The following is a 20,480-nucleotide window of genomic DNA, read 5'->3' on the forward strand; positions in this document are numbered from 1 at the left end:
GCTACCCACTGCAACTGTTACTTTCTCTCTATTCTTCGTGCTTCACAAGTATTTTTTTCACCTTACGATCAAACTCTCTTCGAGGAATCATTACTGAATGGTCACATCCCTCGCACTTAATGCGGATATCCATTCCCATCCGAATAATCTTCCAACGATTCTCACCACATGGGTGGGCTTTCTTCATTTCCACAACATCGTACAAGTTATACTGCTTTTGCTCCATTCTCCAAACCCCTCTCCATACTAAATTGCTTTTCCACTCACCAATTCTTCACGATTATATAAAACCATACGTGGATATGGAATTTCAATACCATGTAAATCTAGACGATTTTTAATTTCTTTACGAAGTGCTCTTGCAATAACCGCATGTTGCATCGGCTCTACTTCTGCAATAACACGTAATATAACTTCTGATGCAGCTAATGTTTGCACGCCTAATAACAGAGGCGTTGTTACCATTTGCTCATATTGCGCAGGTAATTCTTCTAATAATTCTTCAATGACTTGCTCTGCTTTTGCTATGTCAGCCTCATACGAAATAGATACATCAACAAATGCAACACTATTACTAACTGAATAGTTAGTAACTTGAATGATACTTCCGTTTGGTAAAGTATGAATTTCGCCTGTCCAGCTCTTTACTTTTGTTGTACGAAGTCCAATTTCTAAAACGACTCCCTCAAACTGGCCAATTTTCACATAGTCTCCCACTGAAAATTGGTCCTCTAGCAAGATAAATAACCCTGTAATGACATCTTTCACTAAACTTTGAGCACCAAATCCGACCGCTAAACCAATTACCCCGGCACCGGCTAATAAACCAGATGCATTAATATTAAACACACCTAAAATCGCAATTAGCATAATGAACATAACAACGTATGCCACAATATTTTCAAGTAACTTTGCTACTGTAACTGTACGACGTTCTGAAATTTGAATTGGCGAACGACTTCCCATACGAAACGCATTTCGTACAATTGCACGCGCAACTCGTACAACAACTGCACCAATGATTAAAATAATACATATTTTCAATGTCGCTGTTCCAATATCAGCCCAACGATCAGCATTTAATAAATACTGTTTCGTAGCATTAAACCACTTCGTTAATAAATCCATGTACCTCTACCTCTCCAGCCAAAATTTCTTTTTAGTTATCCTTCTTATTGTATCAGAAGTCTTCTAATTGCTGAAAAATTTTTATGATTTTAATTACATTTGTTAACTTCCATGCAGGTATAAAATGGAACGAATAGATATATACTAGTACTATTATTTCCATTTTCACTCAAGTTTTACAGGAAGTACGCACTTATAGTTTTCCATTTTACTCACCATATAACATATTTTGAAAATTTATTAAAAGGATGGATGCTTCATGAATATTGGAAGTTTTCGCTTACCCTTTTTCGAAAAAGAAACTCAAAATGTTATGCACCAAGACGTAGAAGCCTCCGAGACAATCAGTAACTTCTTACTTTCCCATATCCCTATTAAAACGAATATACCGATTATTCTCGTTTGTATCGGAACAGATCGTTCTACAGGCGATGCACTCGGTCCGTTAGTCGGTACGAAATTAGAACAAGTAGGAATTAAAAACTTCCAAGTGTTCGGCACACTAGATGAGCCGGTACATGCGCTAAATTTAGAAGAAAAAATTCAGAATATACAGAAAGATAATCCTACTTCATTTATAATTGCGGTTGATGCCTGTTTAGGAAAGTCTCAAAGCATCGGTTCCATCACTACCGGAATGGGGCCTAGTAAACCCGGAGCTGCAATGAATAAGAAATTACCTGCAGTTGGTGATCTACATATTCATGGCATCGTAAATCTAAATGGTTTTATGGAGTTTTTCGTTCTGCAAAATACAAGATTAAGTTTAGTCATGAAAATGGCTGATGTAATTGCACAAAGTATAAAAGAAACAGATCAAAAATTATCTGTATTAAAAAAAGCAAACCATCTATAAATAATAAGATGGTTTGCTTTTTAATTTTTCTGCGCTAATAATTCTAAAATACGATTTAAATCTTCTTTATTAAAAAATTCAATTTCGATTTTACCTTTTTCTTTTTTCGTTTCTTTAATTTTCACATCTGTGCCAAATTTTTCCCTTAAGAACGTTTCGCGTTCTACAAAAAATATGTTTCTCTCTTTTTTCACTTGTTTTGTTTCACGTGAAACGCGCTGATTAATCTCCTGAACAATTTTCTCTAATTGACGAACATTTAATCCTTCTTTTTCGATTCGTTTCAATAAAGATTTCAATTGTTCTTCATCTTTTATTGTAAGTAACGTTCTCCCATGAGCCATTGAAAGTTGACCATTTGCAATCATATCTTGTACAAACGGAGGGAGGCTTAATAACCGCGTATAATTTGCAATGTAAGGTCTGCTCTTACCAAGACGTTTTGCTAATTGTTCTTGCGTTACATTTAGCTCATTCATTAACATTTGATAGGCCATTGCTTCTTCCATTGGATTTAAATCTTCACGTTGTAAGTTTTCAAGCAATGCAAACTCCATCATTTGCTGCTCATTTAATTGTCTTACAACGGCAGGTACCTTTTCGAGTCCGGCCTCTTTAGCAGCACGATATCTTCTTTCACCTGCAACAATTTCATATCCTTTAATACTCTTCCTAGCAATTAACGGTTGTAATATGCCGTGCTCTTTAATAGAAGCCGATAATTCCTGAATCGCATCTTTATTAAAGTGTTTACGTGGTTGATATGGATTCGGTCTTAATTCAGTTATCGTAATCTCCTGAATTGTTTCTTCTTCTTTCACATCTAAATCAGGAAAAAACACATTGATTCCTCTTCCTAATCCTTTAGCCACCTGCAATCACTTCCTCTGCTAAATCTATATATACTTCTGCCCCTCTTGATTTAGCGTCATACTGCATAATTGGTTTCCCATGACTTGGTGCTTCACTTAAGCGAACATTACGAGGGATAATTGAACGATATACTTTATCTCTAAAATACTTTTTCACTTCATCTATAACCTGAATCCCTAAATTTGTACGGGCATCCAACATTGTTAGCAATACACCTTGAATTGCTAGATTTTTATTTAAGTGCTTTTGCACAAGTCGAACTGTATTTAATAGCTGACTTAATCCTTCTAGTGCGTAATATTCGCATTGAACAGGAATAATAACAGAATCTGCTGCGGTTAATGCATTAATCGTTAATAACCCTAAGGACGGGGGACAGTCGATAATAATATAGTCATATTCATCACGAACTGGCTGTAATGCCCTTTGTAAACGTACTTCCCGGGAAATAGTCGGTACCAATTCAATTTCAGCACCTGCCAATTGAATTGTAGCGGGTAGAACATCTAAGTTTTCAGTTGCGGTTTTACGTATAACCCCTTGAACATCTGCATCTTCCACAAGAACGTTGTAAATACATTGATCTAATTCGGATTTTTCAATTCCCACACCAGTCGTTGCATTTCCTTGAGCGTCAATATCTACAAGAAGGACCTTTTTACCTACTTGTGCCAATCCAGCCCCTAAATTAACAGATGTTGTTGTTTTCCCAACGCCACCTTTTTGATTGGCAATAGCAATGATTTTTCCCATGATGTCACCTACTTTCAACCTTTCTATCTTATTCTAGTAACAATTACGTTTATTGTAACATGAAATAAAAGTTTTTCTTTTACGTCCTTATTAAACTTCAAAATTTATTTGTAAACTCCTTCTTCATCTCACAAGAAAATATAGTAAAAGAGACCTATCCAATAGGATCAGGTCTCTAACGCGCCATTATTATTTTTTCTTCGGAATTTTAATTGTAATTTGATAGTACTCATCAAATTCTTCTTCCTCAGAATTAACATTTAAACCACTGTCAGCAACCATTTGTAAGGACTGCCTAATTGTATTCATAGCAATTCTAGTATCTCGACTTACTGCTTTTTGCTTTGCCTTACGCTTCGGTTTTGCTTCCTCTAGTAATTTCGCAATTCGTTCCTCTGTTTGCTTTACATTCAGTTGTTTCTCCACAATTTCCTGTAAAACCTTCAGTTGTAATTCCTCGTTTTTTAAAGGAATGAGCGCGCGAGCATGGCGTTCTGTAATGCTTTTTTCTAATAATGCGCTTTTTATTTCTTCAGGCAACTTTAACAATCGCAACTTATTTGCGATTGTGGATTGTCCTTTTCCAAGTCGTTGTGCCAATGCTTCTTGTGTTAAATTATGTAACTCAATTAGCTTTTGATAGGCCACAGCTTCCTCGATTGCTGTTAGTTCCTCACGTTGCAAGTTTTCAATTAAAGCTACAGAAGCTGTTTCTGTATCATTTAAGTTCTTTATAATTGCAGGAACCTTCTCCCAACCTAACTTTGTTGCCGCACGGAAACGTCTTTCTCCAGCAATAATCTCGTACTTATCATCCTCATACTGCCTCACAACAATTGGTTGAATAAGTCCGTGTGTACGAATCGTTAATGCTAGTTCCTCAATACGCGCATCATCAAAAACTGTTCGTGGTTGATAACGGTTAGGGGTAATATTTACTATCGGAATTTCTTGTATTTCTTCATATACCTTTTTATCTATTTCTTCATGGCTTTCGTCTTGTAATTCGAATTCGCTCTCTTTATCTCCAAAGCCAAATAAACGAGAAAACGTATTTTTCATACATATTCCACCACCTTTTAGGCCTATTGACTATTCTCCATAAAATGTTTCCTATGAAACATTTACGTTTTCATTTATATAATTTAATCTTACGTCTAATAAGATTTATTTTTCAATAGGTAATTTATTGGGTGTTCCCGGTTTGCGTGGATATTTCTTTGGTGTCTTGCGCTTTTTCTCGATTAATAAAATATTACGTTCACTTTCTTCAAATGGTAATTGGAACGTAGACATTTCTTTTAAATTCCCGCCTAGCACCTCTAAAGCATACTTGCCATTTTCAATTTCTTCGTTTGCTGCAGCACCTTTCATTGCAATGAATGTTCCCCCAACTTTTACAAGTGGTAAACATAGCTCACTTAATACTGAAAGACGTGCAACTGCACGTGCCATTACAATATCGTACGATTCACGTACACCTTCTTTTTTCCCAAATGTTTCAGCACGATCATGACAAAACGCGACGTCACTTAATTCCAACTTTTGTGCTAAATGATTTAAGAAATTAATACGTTTTTGCAACGAGTCTACAATCGTCACTTTTAAATGCGGGAAACAGATTTTTAATGGAATACTTGGGAATCCAGCTCCTGCGCCAACATCACAAATTGAGAATGGTTTTGAAAAATCATAGTAAAAAGCAGCTGTAATGGAATCAAAAAAGTGCTTCAAATATACTTCTTCTTTCTCCGTAATAGCCGTTAAGTTCATTTTTTCATTCCATTCTACTAATGTTTCGAAGTAGATTTCGAACTGCTCTAACTGTCTAGAAGAGAGGGTGATACCCTTCTCTTCTAGCATAGATTGAAATTGTTCTATGTTCATCTAACAATATCTCCTTACTATTTATTGGTTCGATACTCGCGCAATTTTTCCTTGTTCAATATACACAAGTAAAATGGAAATATCCGCTGGATTTACGCCAGAAATACGTGAAGCCTGCCCCATTGAAAGTGGACGAACATCTTTCAATTTCTGTCTAGCTTCTGATGCAAGGCTAGAAATCGCATCATAATCAATATCTACAGGGATTTTTTTGTTTTCCATTTTTTTCATACGCTCTACTTGCTGTAAAGATTTTTCGATATATCCTTCGTACTTAATCTGAATTTCAACTTGTTCTGTCACTTCATCACTTAATTCTACTTCACTTGGTACTAAAAGATGAATATGCTCATATGTCATCTCTGGACGACGTAATAAGTCACTTGCACGTATTCCATCTTTCAATTCACTTCCACCAATGCTGCGAATTAATTCTTGAACTTCAGGACGTGGTTTAATAATAATGCTGCTTAAACGTTCCTTTTCCTGTTCAATTTGTAACTTTTTATTTGTAAATCGCTCATAGCGCTCTTCTTTAATTAATCCAATTTCACGACCAACTTCAGTTAAACGAAGATCAGCATTATCGTGGCGTAATAATAGACGATATTCTGCACGAGACGTTAATAAACGATATGGTTCATTTGTACCTTTCGTAACAAGATCATCAATTAAGACACCAATATAAGCATCCTCACGCCCTAAAATAACTTCTTTCTTACCTAAAGAACGACATGCTGCATTAATCCCGGCCATAAGCCCTTGTCCTGCTGCCTCTTCGTAACCAGAAGTTCCGTTAATTTGTCCTGCTGTATATAAATTTTTAATTTTTTTCGTTTCAAGTGTTGGCCATAGTTGTGTTGGCACAATTGCATCGTATTCAATTGCATAACCTGTACGCATCATTTCAACGTTTTCTAGACCAGGGATTGTTCTAAGCATATCACGCTGCACGTCTTCTGGTAAGCTTGTGGATAAACCTTGTACATACACTTCTTGTGTATTACGTCCTTCTGGCTCTAAGAAAATTTGATGACGTGGTTTATCATTAAACCTTACTACTTTGTCTTCAATTGAAGGACAATATCTAGGTCCTGTTCCCTTAATCATACCAGAATACATAGCTGAGCGATGTAGGTTTTCATCTATTAAACGATGTGTTTCCGTACTTGTATACGTCAACCAACATGGAATTTGATCCATAATAAATTTTGTCGTTTCAAAAGAGAAAGCTCGTGGTTTATCATCACCTGGCTGAATTTCTGTTTTACTGTAATCAATCGTATTACTATTTACACGCGGAGGTGTACCTGTTTTAAATCTAACAAGATCAAATCCAAGCTCCTCTAAATGTTCTGATAACGTAATAGATGGTTGTTGATTATTCGGACCGCTCGAATATTTTAAATCTCCCATAATAATCTCACCGCGTAAAAACGTTCCAGTCGTAATTACAACTGTTTTTGCTGTATATTCAGCACCAGCTTGCGTAATTACCCCTTTACATTCGCCATCTTCAACGATTAAACGCTCTACCATTCCTTGGAACAACGTTAAGTTTGGTGTTTCTTCAATTGTTTTCTTTAATTCATGCTGGTAAGAGAACTTATCTGCTTGTGCTCGAAGTGCGCGTACAGCTGGTCCTTTACCTGTATTTAACATACGCATTTGAATATACGTTTTATCAATGTTGCGTCCCATTTCTCCGCCTAATGCATCAATTTCACGAACAACAATCCCTTTTGCTGGTCCACCAACAGAAGGGTTACATGGCATAAACGCTACCATATCTAAATTAATTGTTAACATTAATGTTTTGGAGCCCATTCGTGCTGCCGCAAGACCAGCTTCACATCCTGCATGACCTGCACCGATTACTATGACATCGTATGAACCGGCATTGTATCCCATCGTTTATTCCTCCTAATAATCTCTATCTTTCTAAAACATCGCTATATTATTTTCCTAAACAAAATTGAGAGAACAACTGGTCAATTAGGCTTTCATGAACGGTATCACCAGTAATTTCACCAAGTATTTCCCACGTTCTTGTTAAATCAATTTGCACCATATCAATTGGCACACCATTTTCTATCGCCTCAATTGCATCTCCAATTGTTCTTCCTGCTTGTGTTAATAATCCAATATGTCTCGCGTTAGAAACATACGTCACGTCTGCAGAATCAATTGTTCCTTCAAAAAATAAATCAGCTATTGCCTTTTCAAGCTCATCTATTCCTTGTTCCTCAATTAACGACGTTGTAATAACACGATTTCCCGCTGCCAATGCTGTAACACGTTCCATATCGATTGCTTGTGGTAAATCTGTCTTATTTACAATAACAATGAAATCTTTTCCTTGTACGGCACGGAATAGATCTTCATCCTCATTCGTTAAAGCTTCACTATAATTAACGACAACTAACACTAAATCAGCTTGGCTCATCATTTCCTTTGAACGCTCTACACCAATTCGTTCAACAACATCTTCTGTTTCACGAATCCCGGCTGTATCTATAAGTTTAAGTGGTACACCACGCACATTAACGTACTCTTCAATAACATCACGAGTTGTTCCTGCAATATCAGTTACAATTGCCTTTTTCTCCTGAACGAGACTATTTAATAGCGATGACTTCCCAACGTTAGGTCTACCGATGATTGCAGTAGCAATACCTTCACGTAAAATCTTTCCTTGCTTCGATGTTTCTAATATTTTTGCAATTTCAGCACGAACATGTGTAGCTTTCTCAATTAAAATATTATGTGTCATTTCTTCCACATCATCATATTCCGGGTAATCTATGTTTACCTCAACATGAGCTAACGTTTCTAATATGTCCTGACGCAGACGGCCGATTAATTTAGATAATCGCCCTTCCATTTGATTAATTGCTACGTTCATTGCACGATCTGTTTTTGCACGGATTAAGTCCATAACAGCTTCTGCTTGTGATAAATCAATACGGCCATTTAAAAAAGCACGTTTTGTAAATTCACCAGGCTCTGCTAATCGTACTCCTTGCGCTAAAATAAGCTGCAATACTTTATTTACTGAAACAAGTCCACCATGACAGTTAATTTCTACTATATTTTCACGTGTAAAAGTCCTTGGTGCACGCATAATAGACACCATCACTTCTTCAATAACCTGATTTGTATCTAAATCAACAATATGACCATAATGAATTGTGTGAGAAGAAACCTCTGTTAAGTCCTTCCCTTTAAAAATACGATTAACTTTTTCAACCGCATCATCCCCACTTACTCGAACAATGGCAATTGCACCCTCTCCAAGCGCTGTGGAAATCGCGGCAATTGTATCGAATTCCATGTCCTTTCACCTCACTTGCTTATTTATCTCTATTTCAACATGATTATTTTCTTCACTAAATTATTAGAATACCATAACGAACCTATCTACAAAAGAATAATAACTCATTTTATTATGTCCTCATGTAAAAAACACTAAACTTATTCACAGTGGATAAGTTTAGTGTTTTTCAGTTATCCACACCTGTTTTCCCCTCAAAAAAAACCGGCACTCAATTGAGTAACCGGTCATTTGGAAGATATTACAACATGTCGATGTGGTTCTTTTCCTTCAGAAGTTGTAATGATATTTTGATGATTAGATAATGCTTGGTGGATAATCTTTCGTTCAAAAGATGGCATAGGTTCCAACACAACTCTTTTTTTCGTACTTACTACTTGTTTTGCTAATCGATAAGAAAGTGCTTCTAATGTAGCTTTTCTTTTACTACGATAATTTTCAGCATCTAGTGTGATACCAATATACTGCCTCGTATTGCGATTTGCCACAAGTTTCGTTAAATACTGTAAAGAATTCAAGGTGTTTCCTCTTTTCCCAATCAAAACACCTATGTTTTCTCCAGAAATTGTAAATTCAACTTCGCGTCCTTTTACAATTTTACTAATCTCAGCTTCCACACCCATATCGTGAATGACATTTTTTAAATATTCTTCACATTCTTGAATTGGATCTTTCTTCAATACAACTTCTACTACTGCAGGTCGGTTCCCAAATAAGCCTAAGAACCCTCTTTTACCTTCATCGATAATATTTATATCCACTCGGTCTTTTGAAACATTTAATTGCCTTAAAGCATCTTGTACTGCCAGCTCGACTGTTTGTCCTTTAGCAGTAATTATACTCACTTGCTTGATCCTCCTGCCTTACTAGCCTTAATTTCCGGCCCTTTGATCAAGTACATTTGAGCAATACCAAAGATATTACCAACAACCCAGTAAAGTGATAATGCAGCTGGGAAGTTAATTGCAAAGATTAAAATCATGATTGGCATTAGCCAAATCATCATTGCCATTTGCGGATTTTGACCAGCAGTTCCTGCCATTGCAAGTTTTTGCTGAATAAATGTCGTAATTGCCGCAACAACCGGTAAGATATAGTACGGATCTGCCTGTCCTAAGTCGAACCATAAGAATGTATGCTTACTAATTTCTGCTGTTCTCATAATCGCATGGTAAAACGCGAATAAAATAGGCATCTGAACAAAGATTGGTAAACATCCTGCTAATGGGTTTACACCATTTTTTTGGTATAACTGCATCATTTCTTGTTGTAGTTTTTGCTGTGTTGCCTGATCTTTAGAGCTATATTTCTCTTTTAACTTCACCATTTCTGGTTGTAACGCTTGCATTGCCTTCGTACTCTTCGTTTGTTTAATCATTAATGGTAATAATGCAAAACGAATAATAAGAGTCGTAACAACGATTGCTAAACCATAATTACTACCAAATAAGTTGGCAAAATACGTAATTAATTGAGAAAGCGGGTATACGAAGTATTCATTCCAAATTCCAGTGCTTTTTGGTGTAATTGGCTGATTTACTTCACTACAGCCAGCAGTAATCGCCATTAATGCAACAACCATGGCTAGTAAACCTAATTTCTTTTTCAAAGCCTACTCCTCCTTGTATCGGTATGTATATAGTGTAATTCATTTCCTTACGCTACTTTTTATTCTTTTTCATACCAGAGCGTTTAAAGACATGAATTAAGCTTTTCTTTAATTCTTCATATGTCATCTCTGCACAAGGCTTCCTTGCTATTATAACAAAATCTTTTCCAGAATCTATCTCATCTTTTAATTCTGTGATCGACTGGCGAATCATACGTTTAATTCGGTTACGCACTACTGCATTTCCTATTTTCTTGCTGACAGAAAGGCCAATACGAAAGTTTGGCTGCTCTTCTTTATCTAGTTGATAGACAACAAACTGACGATTCGCATTCGATTTTCCTTTTTGAAAAACCGTCTGGAATTCATCATTCTTTTTTATACGATGTTTTTTCTTCATATCAATTGACACTCCTGTAGTTCATCAGCGGAAATTCACTATTATTAGAAAAAAAGACCACTGAACGATCAGTGGTCTACGCAGATAATACTTTTCTTCCTTTACGACGACGAGCTGCTAGCACTTTACGTCCGTTCGCTGTGCTCATACGGCTGCGGAAACCATGTACTTTGCTGCGCTTACGTTTATTTGGTTGGTAAGTTCTTTTCATTATATGACACCTCCCTGAGGAATATCTGTTAAAGACAGTCCTATAAATTATAGTTAATCAACTAGGAAAATGTCAATGGTTCTCGAAATTTTCATCAAATATTCATTTTGAACCTATTCACATACTTTTTCACAGATCCCATATTTCCTTGTGGATAAATGTTTTTTCTTGTTTTTTATATCCACAAACTCGTTTCGTACTTTTACACAGTATATCGTGTTGTGGACAAGTTTATTCCACAAGGTATTGATTTTGTGGATAACTTTCTTAATTTCATTGCTATAGCTACTTTTTTTTGATATTATAGTTGTGTTTTCACTTTGAATAAGTTTTCCACATCTTTATCTTATCCACAAATTGTGTATAACATGTGGACAGTTTTAATCACATGTGGGTAAATGCTTATCCACATTCGCTTTTTTTGTCGAAAACCCTATCTCATATACACACATTCGCTTTTTTTGTCGAAAACCCTATCTCATATACAAACGACGTTTTTAGGTTTTAAAATACGTTTCGTATAAATATACATTTTATATTTATTTAGGTTGTACATTTGTTGCGCAACCTTATTCTTTTACCATCTTAGTAAAGGAGGGACACCTTTGGAAAACATCTCTGATTTATGGAACAGTGCCTTAAAAGAACTAGAAAAAAAGGTCAGTAAACCCAGTTATGAAACATGGTTAAAATCAACAACCGCACATAATTTAAAGAAAGACGTATTAACAATTACGGCTCCAAATGAATTCGCTCGTGATTGGTTAGAATCTCATTATTCAGAGCTAATTTCGGAAACACTTTATGATTTAACCGGGGCAAAATTAGCTATTCGCTTTATTATTCCCCAAAGTCAAGCGGAAGAGGAGATCGATCTTCCTCCTACTAAACCAAATTCAGCACAAGATGATTCTAATCATTTACCACAGAGTATGCTAAACCCAAAATATACGTTTGATACATTTGTTATTGGCTCTGGTAACCGTTTTGCTCACGCTGCTTCATTGGCCGTAGCCGAAGCACCAGCTAAAGCATATAATCCCCTCTTTATTTACGGGGGAGTTGGACTTGGAAAGACCCATTTAATGCACGCAATTGGTCATTATGTAATTGAACATAACCCAAACGCAAAGGTTGTATATTTATCATCAGAAAAATTTACAAATGAATTCATTAATTCTATTCGTGATAATAAAGCGGTCGATTTCCGTAATAAATACCGCAATGTAGATGTTTTATTAATAGATGATATTCAATTTTTAGCAGGAAAAGAACAAACTCAAGAAGAGTTTTTCCATACATTCAATGCATTACACGAAGAAAGTAAACAAATTGTAATTTCAAGTGATCGGCCACCAAAAGAAATTCCAACTTTAGAAGATCGTCTTCGTTCTCGCTTTGAATGGGGACTTATTACGGATATTACGCCGCCAGATTTAGAAACACGAATTGCAATTTTACGTAAAAAAGCAAAGGCTGAAGGACTTGATATACCAAATGAGGTCATGCTTTATATTGCAAATCAAATTGATTCAAATATTCGTGAGCTAGAAGGCGCACTCATCCGAGTTGTAGCTTATTCATCTTTAATTAACAAAGATATTAATGCTGATTTAGCAGCTGAAGCACTTAAAGATATTATTCCAAATTCTAAACCAAAAATTATCTCCATTTATGATATCCAAAAGGCTGTCGGGGATGTTTATCAAGTAAAATTAGAAGATTTCAAGGCGAAAAAGCGAACAAAATCAGTTGCCTTTCCTCGCCAAATTGCAATGTATTTATCACGCGAACTTACAGACTCCTCCTTACCTAAAATAGGTGAAGAATTCGGTGGACGTGATCATACAACCGTTATCCATGCCCATGAAAAAATTTCTAAGCTACTTAAAACGGATACGCAATTACAAAAGCAAGTTGAAGAAATTAACGATATTTTAAAGTAGTAGCTGAATAGTGTGAATAACTTCCCTTGTTTTACGCACAGTCTATCCACATGTAGATAGACTGTTTTTACATCTTTCAAAGGAGTTATCCACATATCCACAAGCCCTACTACTATTACTACTATTTTTTATCTTTATTAATTAAATAAAATCATATACTTACCGGAGGTTTTTCTTTATGCGTTTTACAATACAAAAAGACTATCTTGTAAGAAGTGTACAAGATGTAATGAAGGCTGTTTCTTCTCGTACAACAATTCCGATCCTTACAGGAATTAAAGTTGTCGCTACGGAAGAAGGAGTTACATTAACAGGAAGCGATGCTGATATTTCGATTGAATCTTTTATCCCAGTTGAAGAAGATGGAAAAGAAATCGTAGAAGTAAGACAATCAGGAAGTATTGTTTTACAGGCAAAATATTTTAGTGAAATTGTAAAAAAATTACCTAAAGAAACTGTAGAAATTTCTGTGGAAAATCATTTGATGACAAAAATAACTTCTGGAAAATCAGAGTTTAATTTAAATGGTTTAGATTCTGCAGAATATCCATTGTTACCACAAATTGAAGAACATCATGTTTTTAAGATTCCAACGGATTTACTTAAACATATGATCAGACAAACTGTATTCGCAGTTTCCACTTCTGAAACAAGACCGATCTTGACAGGTGTAAACTGGAAGGTATATAACAGCGAACTAACTTGCATTGCTACAGATAGTCACAGGTTGGCCCTGAGAAAAGCAAAAATCGAAGGCATTGGAGATGAATTCCAAGCGAGTGTTGTTATTCCAGGGAAAAGTTTAAATGAATTAAGCAAAATTCTAGATGAGTCTGAAGAAATGGTAGATATCGTTATTACGGAGTATCAAGTATTATTCCGTACAAAACATTTATTATTCTTCTCAAGATTGTTAGAAGGAAACTACCCTGATACAACTCGTTTAATCCCAGCAGAGAGTAAAACGGATATTTTTGTAAATACAAAAGAATTTTTACAAGCAATTGATCGTGCATCTCTATTAGCAAGAGATGGTCGTAATAATGTTGTGAAATTATCAACCTTAGAACAGGAAATGCTAGAAATTTCTTCTAATTCACCAGAAATCGGAAAAGTAGTAGAAGAAGTTCAATGTGAAAAAGTAGATGGGGAAGAGTTAAAAATATCTTTTAGTGCAAAATATATGATGGATGCACTAAAGGCATTAGATAGTACTGAAATTAAGATTAGCTTTACTGGAGCAATGAGACCATTCTTAATTCGTACAGTAAATGATGAATCCATTATTCAATTAATTTTACCGGTTCGTACTTACTAAGTAAGAAATAAGGGTTGCTAGTTTTCAGATGCTAGTAGCCTTTATTTGATTTTTGGGTATTACTTTCCTAATGCTAGTTTATTTAGTACAATGAAAGAATGAACACTTTCAGAAAGTGAGCGATTTTATGAAACGTATTAAAATTTCAACAGAGTATATTACACTAGGACAATTTTTAAAGTTAGCCGATGTAATTGATACAGGTGGCGCTGTAAAATGGTTTTTACAAGAATATGAAGTGTACGTGAATCAAGAACTTGAAAATAGAAGAGGTCGCAAACTGTATGCGAACGATATTATTGAAATTCCAGGAAGCGGAACTTTCCAAGTTCAGGCATAAAGGGGGAGCCCTTTGTTTATTAAGGAAATACAATTAAAAAACTATCGCAATTATGAAAAATTAGAGCTTTCCTTTGAGGATAAGGTCAATGTAATTATTGGCGAAAATGCACAAGGGAAAACAAATTTGATGGAAGCTATTTACGTATTAGCGATGGCGAAATCTCATAGAACCTCTAATGATCGTGAGCTCATTCGCTGGGATGAAGATTATGGTCAAATCAAAGGTAGCTTGCAAAAAAGAAACAGTTCTTTGTCTTTAGAGTTAAATATTTCTAAAAAAGGCAAAAAGGCAAAGTTAAATCAACTTGAACAACAAAAACTAAGCCAATACATCGGTGAAATGAATGTTGTCATGTTTGCCCCAGAAGATTTAAATCTTGTAAAAGGAAGCCCTCAAGTAAGAAGACGCTTTTTAGATATGGAACTTGGACAAATAGCACCCGTTTATTTGTATGAACTAAGTCAATATCAAAAGGTGCTCACGCAACGAAATCACTTGCTTAAAAAAATGCAAGGGAATAGCAAAAATGAGGAAACGATGTTGGATGTATTTACACTTCAACTCATTGAACATGGTACAAAAATATTGCGAAAACGTTTTGAGTTTTTGCACTTACTACAAGAATGGGCTGCACCAATCCATCGTGGGATTAGTAGAGGATTAGAGGGGTTAGAAATCATCTATAAACCAAGCGTAGATGTATCAGAATCAATGGATTTGTCGAAAATAAAAGAAGTATACTATGAAAGTTTTCAATCCGTGAAACAACGTGAAATTTTCCGTGGTACGACTTTAATAGGTCCTCATCGTGATGATTTACAATTCTTCGTTAATGGTAAAAATGTTCAAGTCTTTGGTTCGCAAGGACAACAACGAACGACCGCACTGTCCCTAAAATTAGCTGAAATTGAATTGATTTACTCAGAAGTTAAGGAATACCCAATTCTTTTATTAGATGATGTTTTATCAGAGCTAGATGATTATCGTCAATCACATCTGTTAAATACAATTCAAGGTAAGGTGCAAACATTTGTGACAACGACGAGTGTCGACGGAATTGAACACGAAACATTGAAAGAAGCAAAAACAATTCATGTAACGAACGGCACGGTAGATTGTGAAATAGATAGGGCATAACCCCTGTTTAAATGGAAAAGTAGGTGATCTTTGTGTCAATGGACCAAAAACAAATGCAAGAGAACGCATATGATGAAAGCCAAATACAGGTGCTTGAGGGACTAGAGGCAGTTCGGAAACGTCCAGGTATGTATATTGGATCTACGAGTGGAAAAGGACTTCACCACCTTGTATGGGAAATTGTCGATAATAGTATCGATGAAGCATTAGCAGGATATTGCGATGAAATTAATGTTAGCATCGAAGAAGATAATAGTATTCTTGTAACCGATAATGGACGTGGTATTCCAGTTGGTATACAAGAAAAAATGGGACGTCCTGCAGTAGAGGTTATTATGACCGTCCTTCACGCTGGTGGTAAATTTGGCGGTGGCGGTTATAAAGTTTCTGGCGGTTTGCATGGTGTTGGAGCATCTGTTGTAAATGCATTATCAACAGAACTAGAGGTATTTGTACATCGTGATGGTAAAATCCATTACCAAAAATACGAAAGAGGTATTCCGGTTGCTGATTTAAAAGTTATCGGTGATACAAATCAAACAGGAACAATAACTCGCTTTAAGCCAGATCCAGAAATCTTTAAAGAGACGACAGAATATGAATTTGATACGTTAGCAACTCGTATGCGTGAGTTGGCGTTTTTAAATCGTAATATTAAATTAACAATTGAAGATAAGCGTGAACATAAGCAAAAGAAAGAGTTCCATTATGAAGGTGGAATTAAATCTTATGTGGAGCATTTAAATCGTTCAAAACAACCAATCCATGAAGAGCCTGTATATGTGGAAGGTTCAAAAGATGGAATCCAGGTTGAAGTTTCGTTGCAATATAACGAAGGATATACAAATCATATTTACTCATTTACAAATAATATTCATACGTATGAAGGTGGTACACATGAGGTAGGATTCAAAACTGCCCTAACGCGTGTAATCAACGATTATGGTCGAAAAAATAATATTTTAAAGGATGCGGATAGTAATTTAACTGGTGAAGATGTTCGTGAAGGTTTAACAGCGATCGTATCAATTAAACATCCAAATCCACAATTTGAAGGACAAACGAAGACGAAACTTGGAAATAGTGAAGCGAGAACGATTACAGAATCTGTATTCTCGGAGGCCTTTGAAAAGTTCTTACTAGAAAATCCAAATGTTGCGCGTAAAATTGTAGATAAAGGTACGATGGCAGCGCGCGCGCGTGTAGCTGCTAAAAAAGCTCGTGAATTAACACGTAGAAAGAGTGCATTAGAAGTTTCAAGTTTACCAGGTAAATTAGCGGATTGTTCTTCGAAAGATCCAGCAATCAGTGAAATTTACATCGTAGAGGGTGACTCTGCCGGCGGATCTGCGAAACAAGGACGTGACCGTCATTTCCAAGCGATTTTACCACTTAAAGGTAAAATTATTAACGTTGAAAAGGCGCGATTAGATAAAATTTTATCTAATGATGAAGTGCGTACAATTATTACAGCAATTGGTACAAATATTGGTGGGGATTTCGATATTGAGAAGGCTCGTTATCATAAAATTATTATTATGACGGATGCCGACGTGGATGGTGCACATATACGTACCCTATTATTAACGTTCTTCTATCGTTATATGCGTCAAATAATTGAGTGTGGTTATATCTATATTGCACAACCACCATTGTTTAAAGTACAACAAGGTAAAAAAATTCAATATGCTTACAACGATAAGGAACTTGAAAAAATACTAGCTGAATTACCAGCCCAACCTAAACCTGGAATTCAGCGTTATAAAGGTCTAGGGGAAATGAATCCAACACAGCTGTGGGAGACAACAATGGACCCAGAAGTACGTTCGTTACTTCAAGTTTCTCTTCAAGATGCAATTGAAGCAGATGAAACATTTGAGATTTTAATGGGGGATAAAGTAGAGCCACGCCGTAACTTTATCCAAGAAAATGCAAAATACGTGAAAAACCTTGATATTTAAATGAGTAATGACAGGAATCTAAGTATTCCTGTCTTCTACATATAAATCAATGTATGTGTAACGGAAATGTAAGAGGAGGTGCTCGTTGATGTCAGACAATCAACAACAAGCACGAATTCGAGAAATTAATATTAGTCATGAAATGCGTACCTCATTTTTAGATTACGCGATGAGTGTTATCGTATCTCGTGCATTACCAGATGTTCGTGATGGGTTAAAACCGGTTCATCGTAGGGTTTTATATGCAATGAATGATTTAGGAATTACAGCTGATAAAGCATATAAGAAGTCGGCGCGTATTGTCGGCGAGGTAATCGGTAAGTATCACCCCCACGGAGATTCAGCTGTTTATGAAACGATGGTACGTATGGCGCAAGATTTTAGTCAACGTTATATGCTTGTTGATGGTCATGGTAACTTTGGTTCTGTTGATGGAGATTCAGCGGCAGCAATGCGTTATACAGAAGCAAGAATGTCTAAGATTTCTATGGAATTAATACGTGATATTTCAAAAAATACAATTGATTATCAAGATAACTATGATGGTTCTGAAAGAGAGCCAATTGTATTACCAGCTCGTTTCCCTAACCTACTAGTAAATGGTACGACGGGTATTGCAGTTGGTATGGCAACAAACATTCCGCCGCATCAACTTGGCGAAGTAATTGATGGTGTATTGGCATTAAGCCATAACCCTGATATTACCATTGCGGAATTAATGGAATATATTCCTGGACCAGACTTCCCAACGTCAGGTTTAATCTTAGGGCGAAGTGGTATTCGTAGAGCTTATGAAACAGGACGAGGTTCTATTATGCTTCGTGCCAAAGTTGAAATTGAAGAGAAATCAAATGGTAAACAATCTATTATCGTAACGGAACTACCTTATCAAGTTAATAAGGCACGATTAATTGAAAAAATTGCAGAATTAGTTCGCGATAAGAAAATTGAAGGTATTACAGATTTACGTGATGAATCAGATCGAAATGGTATGCGTATTGTTATGGAAGTACGTCGTGATGCAAATGCCAATGTACTATTAAATAATCTATATAAACACACGGCACTTCAAACAAGCTTCGGTATTAATATGTTGTCTCTTGTAAATGGAGAGCCGCAAGTCCTAAATTTAAAACAAAATCTATATTACTATTTAGAGCATCAAAAGGTAGTAATTCGTAGACGTACTGCTTACGAATTAGAGAAAGCAGAAGCACGTGCCCACATTCTAGAGGGATTACGCATTGCGTTAGATCACCTTGATGAAGTTATTACTTTAATCCGTAGTTCAAAAACAGCTGATATCGCAAAGCAAGGTTTAATGGAACGTTTTGGTTTAAGTGAGAAACAAGCACAAGCGATTTTAGATATGCGCTTGCAACGTTTAACAGGATTAGAACGTGAGAAAATCGAGCAAGAATATCAAGATTTAATGAAGTTAATTGCAGAATTAAAGGCGATCTTAGCAGATGAAGAGAAAGTTCTTGAGATTATTCGAGAAGAATTAACAGAAGTAAAAGAGCGCTTCAATGATAAGAGACGAACAGAAATTACAATCGGCGGTATGGAATTTATTGAAGATGAAGATCTAATTCCAGAGCAAAATATTGCAATTACGTTAACTCATAATGGTTATATTAAGAGGTTACCAGCTTCTACGTATAAAACACAGAACCGTGGTGGACGTGGTGTACAAGGAATGGGAACGAACGATGATGACTTCGTAGAACATTTATTGACTACTTCTACACATGATCATATTTTATTCTTCACAAACAAGGGTAAAGTATACCGTACAAAAGGATATGAAATTCCAGAGTATAGTCGTACAGCGAAAGGGCTACCGATTATTAACCTATTAGGGGTAGATAAAGGTGAGTGGATCAACGCCATTATTCCAATTCGTGAGTTTGGTGACGATCAGTTCCTATTCTTTACAACGAAACAAGGTATCTCTAAGAGAACGCCACTCTCATCATTTGCAAATATACGCACGAACGGTTTAATTGCAATTTCGCTTCGTGAAGAAGATGAAGTGATTTCTGTACGTTTAACATCTGGTGATAAAGATATTATCGTAGGGACAAGTAATGGTATGTTAATCCGCTTCAACGAACAAGATGTACGTTCTATGGGCCGTAATGCAGCTGGTGTAAAAGCTATTACACTAGGCGAAGAGGACCAAGTCGTAGGTATGGAAATTGTTGAAGAAGATACGAATGTTTTAATCGTAACGAAGAATGGGTATGGTAAACGTACGCCGGTTGAAGAGTATAGACTACAGAGTCGTGGTGGTAAAGGTCTGAAGACTTGTAACATTACAGATAAGAACGGTAAATTAGTAGCGGTTAAGTCTGTAACAGGTGAAGAAGACATTATGTTAATTACAGCAGCGGGTGTTATTATTCGTATGCCAGTTGATCAAATCTCTCAAATGGGACGTAATACACAAGGTGTTCGTCTAATTCGATTAGAAGATGAGCAAGAGGTAGCGACGGTAGCAAAAGCACAAAAAGATGACGAAGAAGAAACAAGCGAAGAGGTTTCTTCAGAAGAATAAGAGAGGGGGATTTCTCCCCTCTTTATTTTTTTATAATAATACTTGCATAGATAAGAGAAAGCTTATATAATAGGCAGAGTCAGCAAATGAGAGATACAAGTTATCGAAAAAAACTTGTTGACGAAAATAATATACTATGATATATTATAAAAGTCGCTGAAACG

General features: G+C 36.0%; 19 protein-coding genes. 7 read left to right on the forward strand and 12 right to left on the reverse strand.

Going from position 1 to position 20,480, the window contains the following annotated elements:
• Positions 1–28 precede the first annotated feature (28 nt).
• Together ACYVEC_RS03135 and ACYVEC_RS03140 are read right to left on the reverse strand one after the other, a co-directional pair.
• A complete protein-coding gene (locus ACYVEC_RS03135; RefSeq protein WP_000436051.1) occupies positions 29–226 on the reverse strand; it encodes a DUF951 domain-containing protein in 198 nt (65 codons plus the stop codon).
• Between the two features lie 20 nt (positions 227–246).
• A complete protein-coding gene (locus ACYVEC_RS03140) occupies positions 247–1,128 on the reverse strand; it encodes a mechanosensitive ion channel family protein (protein ID WP_063223992.1) in 882 nt (293 codons plus the stop codon).
• A gap of 259 nt (positions 1,129–1,387) precedes the next feature.
• Between ACYVEC_RS03140 and yyaC the strand changes: the two genes are divergently transcribed.
• A complete protein-coding gene (yyaC, locus tag ACYVEC_RS03145) occupies positions 1,388–1,984 on the forward strand; it encodes a spore protease YyaC (protein WP_061679595.1) in 597 nt (198 codons plus the stop codon).
• A gap of 20 nt (positions 1,985–2,004) precedes the next feature.
• Here yyaC and spo0J read toward each other — a convergent pair whose 3' ends face one another.
• The 10 genes from spo0J to rpmH all read right to left on the reverse strand — a co-directional run bounded on the left by spo0J (position 2,005) and on the right by rpmH (position 11,051).
• Positions 2,005–2,856, reverse strand: coding sequence for a stage 0 sporulation protein Spo0J (gene spo0J / locus ACYVEC_RS03150; protein WP_080468614.1), 852 nt, complete (start codon positions 2,854–2,856; stop codon positions 2,005–2,007).
• Positions 2,849–3,610 (reverse strand): sporulation initiation inhibitor protein Soj, encoded by a 762-nt coding sequence (soj, locus tag ACYVEC_RS03155; protein ID WP_000516117.1) that lies wholly within the window; start codon positions 3,608–3,610, stop codon positions 2,849–2,851. Before soj ends, spo0J begins: the two co-directional genes overlap by 8 nt.
• Positions 3,611–3,799: 189 nt before the next feature.
• Positions 3,800–4,672 carry a nucleoid occlusion protein gene (gene noc / locus ACYVEC_RS03160; protein ID WP_000799026.1) on the reverse strand — a complete coding sequence of 291 codons (873 nt, stop codon included), beginning with the start codon at positions 4,670–4,672 and terminating at the stop codon, positions 3,800–3,802.
• A gap of 105 nt (positions 4,673–4,777) precedes the next feature.
• Positions 4,778–5,497, reverse strand: a complete 720-nt coding sequence (rsmG, locus tag ACYVEC_RS03165) for a 16S rRNA (guanine(527)-N(7))-methyltransferase RsmG (protein WP_046197925.1) — start codon at positions 5,495–5,497, stop codon at positions 4,778–4,780.
• Positions 5,498–5,518: 21 nt separating this feature from the next.
• Positions 5,519–7,408: a tRNA uridine-5-carboxymethylaminomethyl(34) synthesis enzyme MnmG gene (gene mnmG / locus ACYVEC_RS03170; protein WP_063223994.1), complete on the reverse strand. Its 1,890-nt coding sequence runs from the start codon at positions 7,406–7,408 to the stop codon at positions 5,519–5,521.
• A gap of 46 nt (positions 7,409–7,454) precedes the next feature.
• Positions 7,455–8,831 carry a tRNA uridine-5-carboxymethylaminomethyl(34) synthesis GTPase MnmE gene (mnmE, locus tag ACYVEC_RS03175; RefSeq protein ID WP_063223995.1) on the reverse strand — a complete coding sequence of 459 codons (1,377 nt, stop codon included), beginning with the start codon at positions 8,829–8,831 and terminating at the stop codon, positions 7,455–7,457.
• 227 nt (positions 8,832–9,058) lie between these two features.
• Positions 9,059–9,676 carry an RNA-binding cell elongation regulator Jag/EloR gene (jag, locus tag ACYVEC_RS03180; RefSeq protein WP_063223996.1) on the reverse strand — a complete coding sequence of 206 codons (618 nt, stop codon included), beginning with the start codon at positions 9,674–9,676 and terminating at the stop codon, positions 9,059–9,061.
• Entirely contained in the window at positions 9,673–10,440 is a 768-nt protein-coding gene (gene spoIIIJ, locus ACYVEC_RS03185; protein ID WP_063223997.1) for a YidC family membrane integrase SpoIIIJ, read from the reverse strand. Before spoIIIJ ends, jag begins: the two co-directional genes overlap by 4 nt.
• A gap of 52 nt (positions 10,441–10,492) precedes the next feature.
• Positions 10,493–10,840, reverse strand: a complete 348-nt coding sequence (gene rnpA, locus ACYVEC_RS03190; RefSeq protein ID WP_063223998.1) for a ribonuclease P protein component — start codon at positions 10,838–10,840, stop codon at positions 10,493–10,495.
• Positions 10,841–10,916: 76 nt separating this feature from the next.
• Positions 10,917–11,051 carry a 50S ribosomal protein L34 gene (rpmH, locus tag ACYVEC_RS03195; protein WP_000831901.1) on the reverse strand — a complete coding sequence of 45 codons (135 nt, stop codon included), beginning with the start codon at positions 11,049–11,051 and terminating at the stop codon, positions 10,917–10,919.
• A 605-nt stretch (positions 11,052–11,656) separates the two neighbouring features.
• On the opposite strand from rpmH, the gene dnaA reads away from it, so the two are divergent.
• From dnaA to gyrA, 6 genes are all read left to right on the forward strand, one after another.
• Positions 11,657–12,997 carry a chromosomal replication initiator protein DnaA gene (gene dnaA, locus ACYVEC_RS03200; protein WP_060633072.1) on the forward strand — a complete coding sequence of 447 codons (1,341 nt, stop codon included), beginning with the start codon at positions 11,657–11,659 and terminating at the stop codon, positions 12,995–12,997.
• 178 nt (positions 12,998–13,175) lie between these two features.
• Positions 13,176–14,315 (forward strand): DNA polymerase III subunit beta, encoded by a 1,140-nt coding sequence (gene dnaN, locus ACYVEC_RS03205; protein ID WP_063223999.1) that lies wholly within the window; start codon positions 13,176–13,178, stop codon positions 14,313–14,315.
• Positions 14,316–14,442: 127 nt separating this feature from the next.
• Positions 14,443–14,655 (forward strand): S4 domain-containing protein YaaA, encoded by a 213-nt coding sequence (gene yaaA / locus ACYVEC_RS03210; protein WP_000821369.1) that lies wholly within the window; start codon positions 14,443–14,445, stop codon positions 14,653–14,655.
• Positions 14,656–14,667: 12 nt separating this feature from the next.
• Entirely contained in the window at positions 14,668–15,795 is a 1,128-nt protein-coding gene (gene recF, locus ACYVEC_RS03215; protein ID WP_063224000.1) for a DNA replication/repair protein RecF, read from the forward strand.
• Between the two features lie 38 nt (positions 15,796–15,833).
• Complete coding sequence (gyrB, locus tag ACYVEC_RS03220; RefSeq protein ID WP_063224001.1) at positions 15,834–17,756, forward strand: DNA topoisomerase (ATP-hydrolyzing) subunit B; 1,923 nt, start codon at positions 15,834–15,836, stop codon at positions 17,754–17,756.
• A gap of 88 nt (positions 17,757–17,844) precedes the next feature.
• Positions 17,845–20,316, forward strand: coding sequence for a DNA gyrase subunit A (gyrA, locus tag ACYVEC_RS03225; protein ID WP_063224002.1), 2,472 nt, complete (start codon positions 17,845–17,847; stop codon positions 20,314–20,316).
• The last annotated feature ends 164 nt before the right edge of the window (positions 20,317–20,480 follow it).

The organism is Bacillus sp. MN7755, assembly GCF_054771475.1.

Bases quoted from the DNA above. Each gene is read 5' to 3' on its own strand.
- ACYVEC_RS03135 (WP_000436051.1), bottom strand. From the start codon at position 226: ATGGAGCAAAAGCAGTATAACTTGTACGATGTTGTGGAAATGAAGAAA.
- ACYVEC_RS03140 (WP_063223992.1), bottom strand. From the start codon at position 1,128: ATGGATTTATTAACGAAGTGGTTTAATGCTACGAAACAGTATTTATTA.
- yyaC (WP_061679595.1), top strand. From the start codon at position 1,388: ATGAATATTGGAAGTTTTCGCTTACCCTTTTTCGAAAAAGAAACTCAA.
- soj (WP_000516117.1), bottom strand. From the start codon at position 3,610: ATGGGAAAAATCATTGCTATTGCCAATCAAAAAGGTGGCGTTGGGAAA.
- noc (WP_000799026.1), bottom strand. From the start codon at position 4,672: ATGAAAAATACGTTTTCTCGTTTATTTGGCTTTGGAGATAAAGAGAGC.
- rsmG (WP_046197925.1), bottom strand. From the start codon at position 5,497: ATGAACATAGAACAATTTCAATCTATGCTAGAAGAGAAGGGTATCACC.
- mnmG (WP_063223994.1), bottom strand. From the start codon at position 7,408: ATGGGATACAATGCCGGTTCATACGATGTCATAGTAATCGGTGCAGGT.
- mnmE (WP_063223995.1), bottom strand. From the start codon at position 8,831: ATGGAATTCGATACAATTGCCGCGATTTCCACAGCGCTTGGAGAGGGT.
- rnpA (WP_063223998.1), bottom strand. From the start codon at position 10,840: ATGAAGAAAAAACATCGTATAAAAAAGAATGATGAATTCCAGACGGTT.
- rpmH (WP_000831901.1), bottom strand. From the start codon at position 11,051: ATGAAAAGAACTTACCAACCAAATAAACGTAAGCGCAGCAAAGTACAT.
- dnaN (WP_063223999.1), top strand. From the start codon at position 13,176: ATGCGTTTTACAATACAAAAAGACTATCTTGTAAGAAGTGTACAAGAT.
- yaaA (WP_000821369.1), top strand. From the start codon at position 14,443: ATGAAACGTATTAAAATTTCAACAGAGTATATTACACTAGGACAATTT.
- gyrB (WP_063224001.1), top strand. From the start codon at position 15,834: ATGGACCAAAAACAAATGCAAGAGAACGCATATGATGAAAGCCAAATA.
- gyrA (WP_063224002.1), top strand. From the start codon at position 17,845: ATGTCAGACAATCAACAACAAGCACGAATTCGAGAAATTAATATTAGT.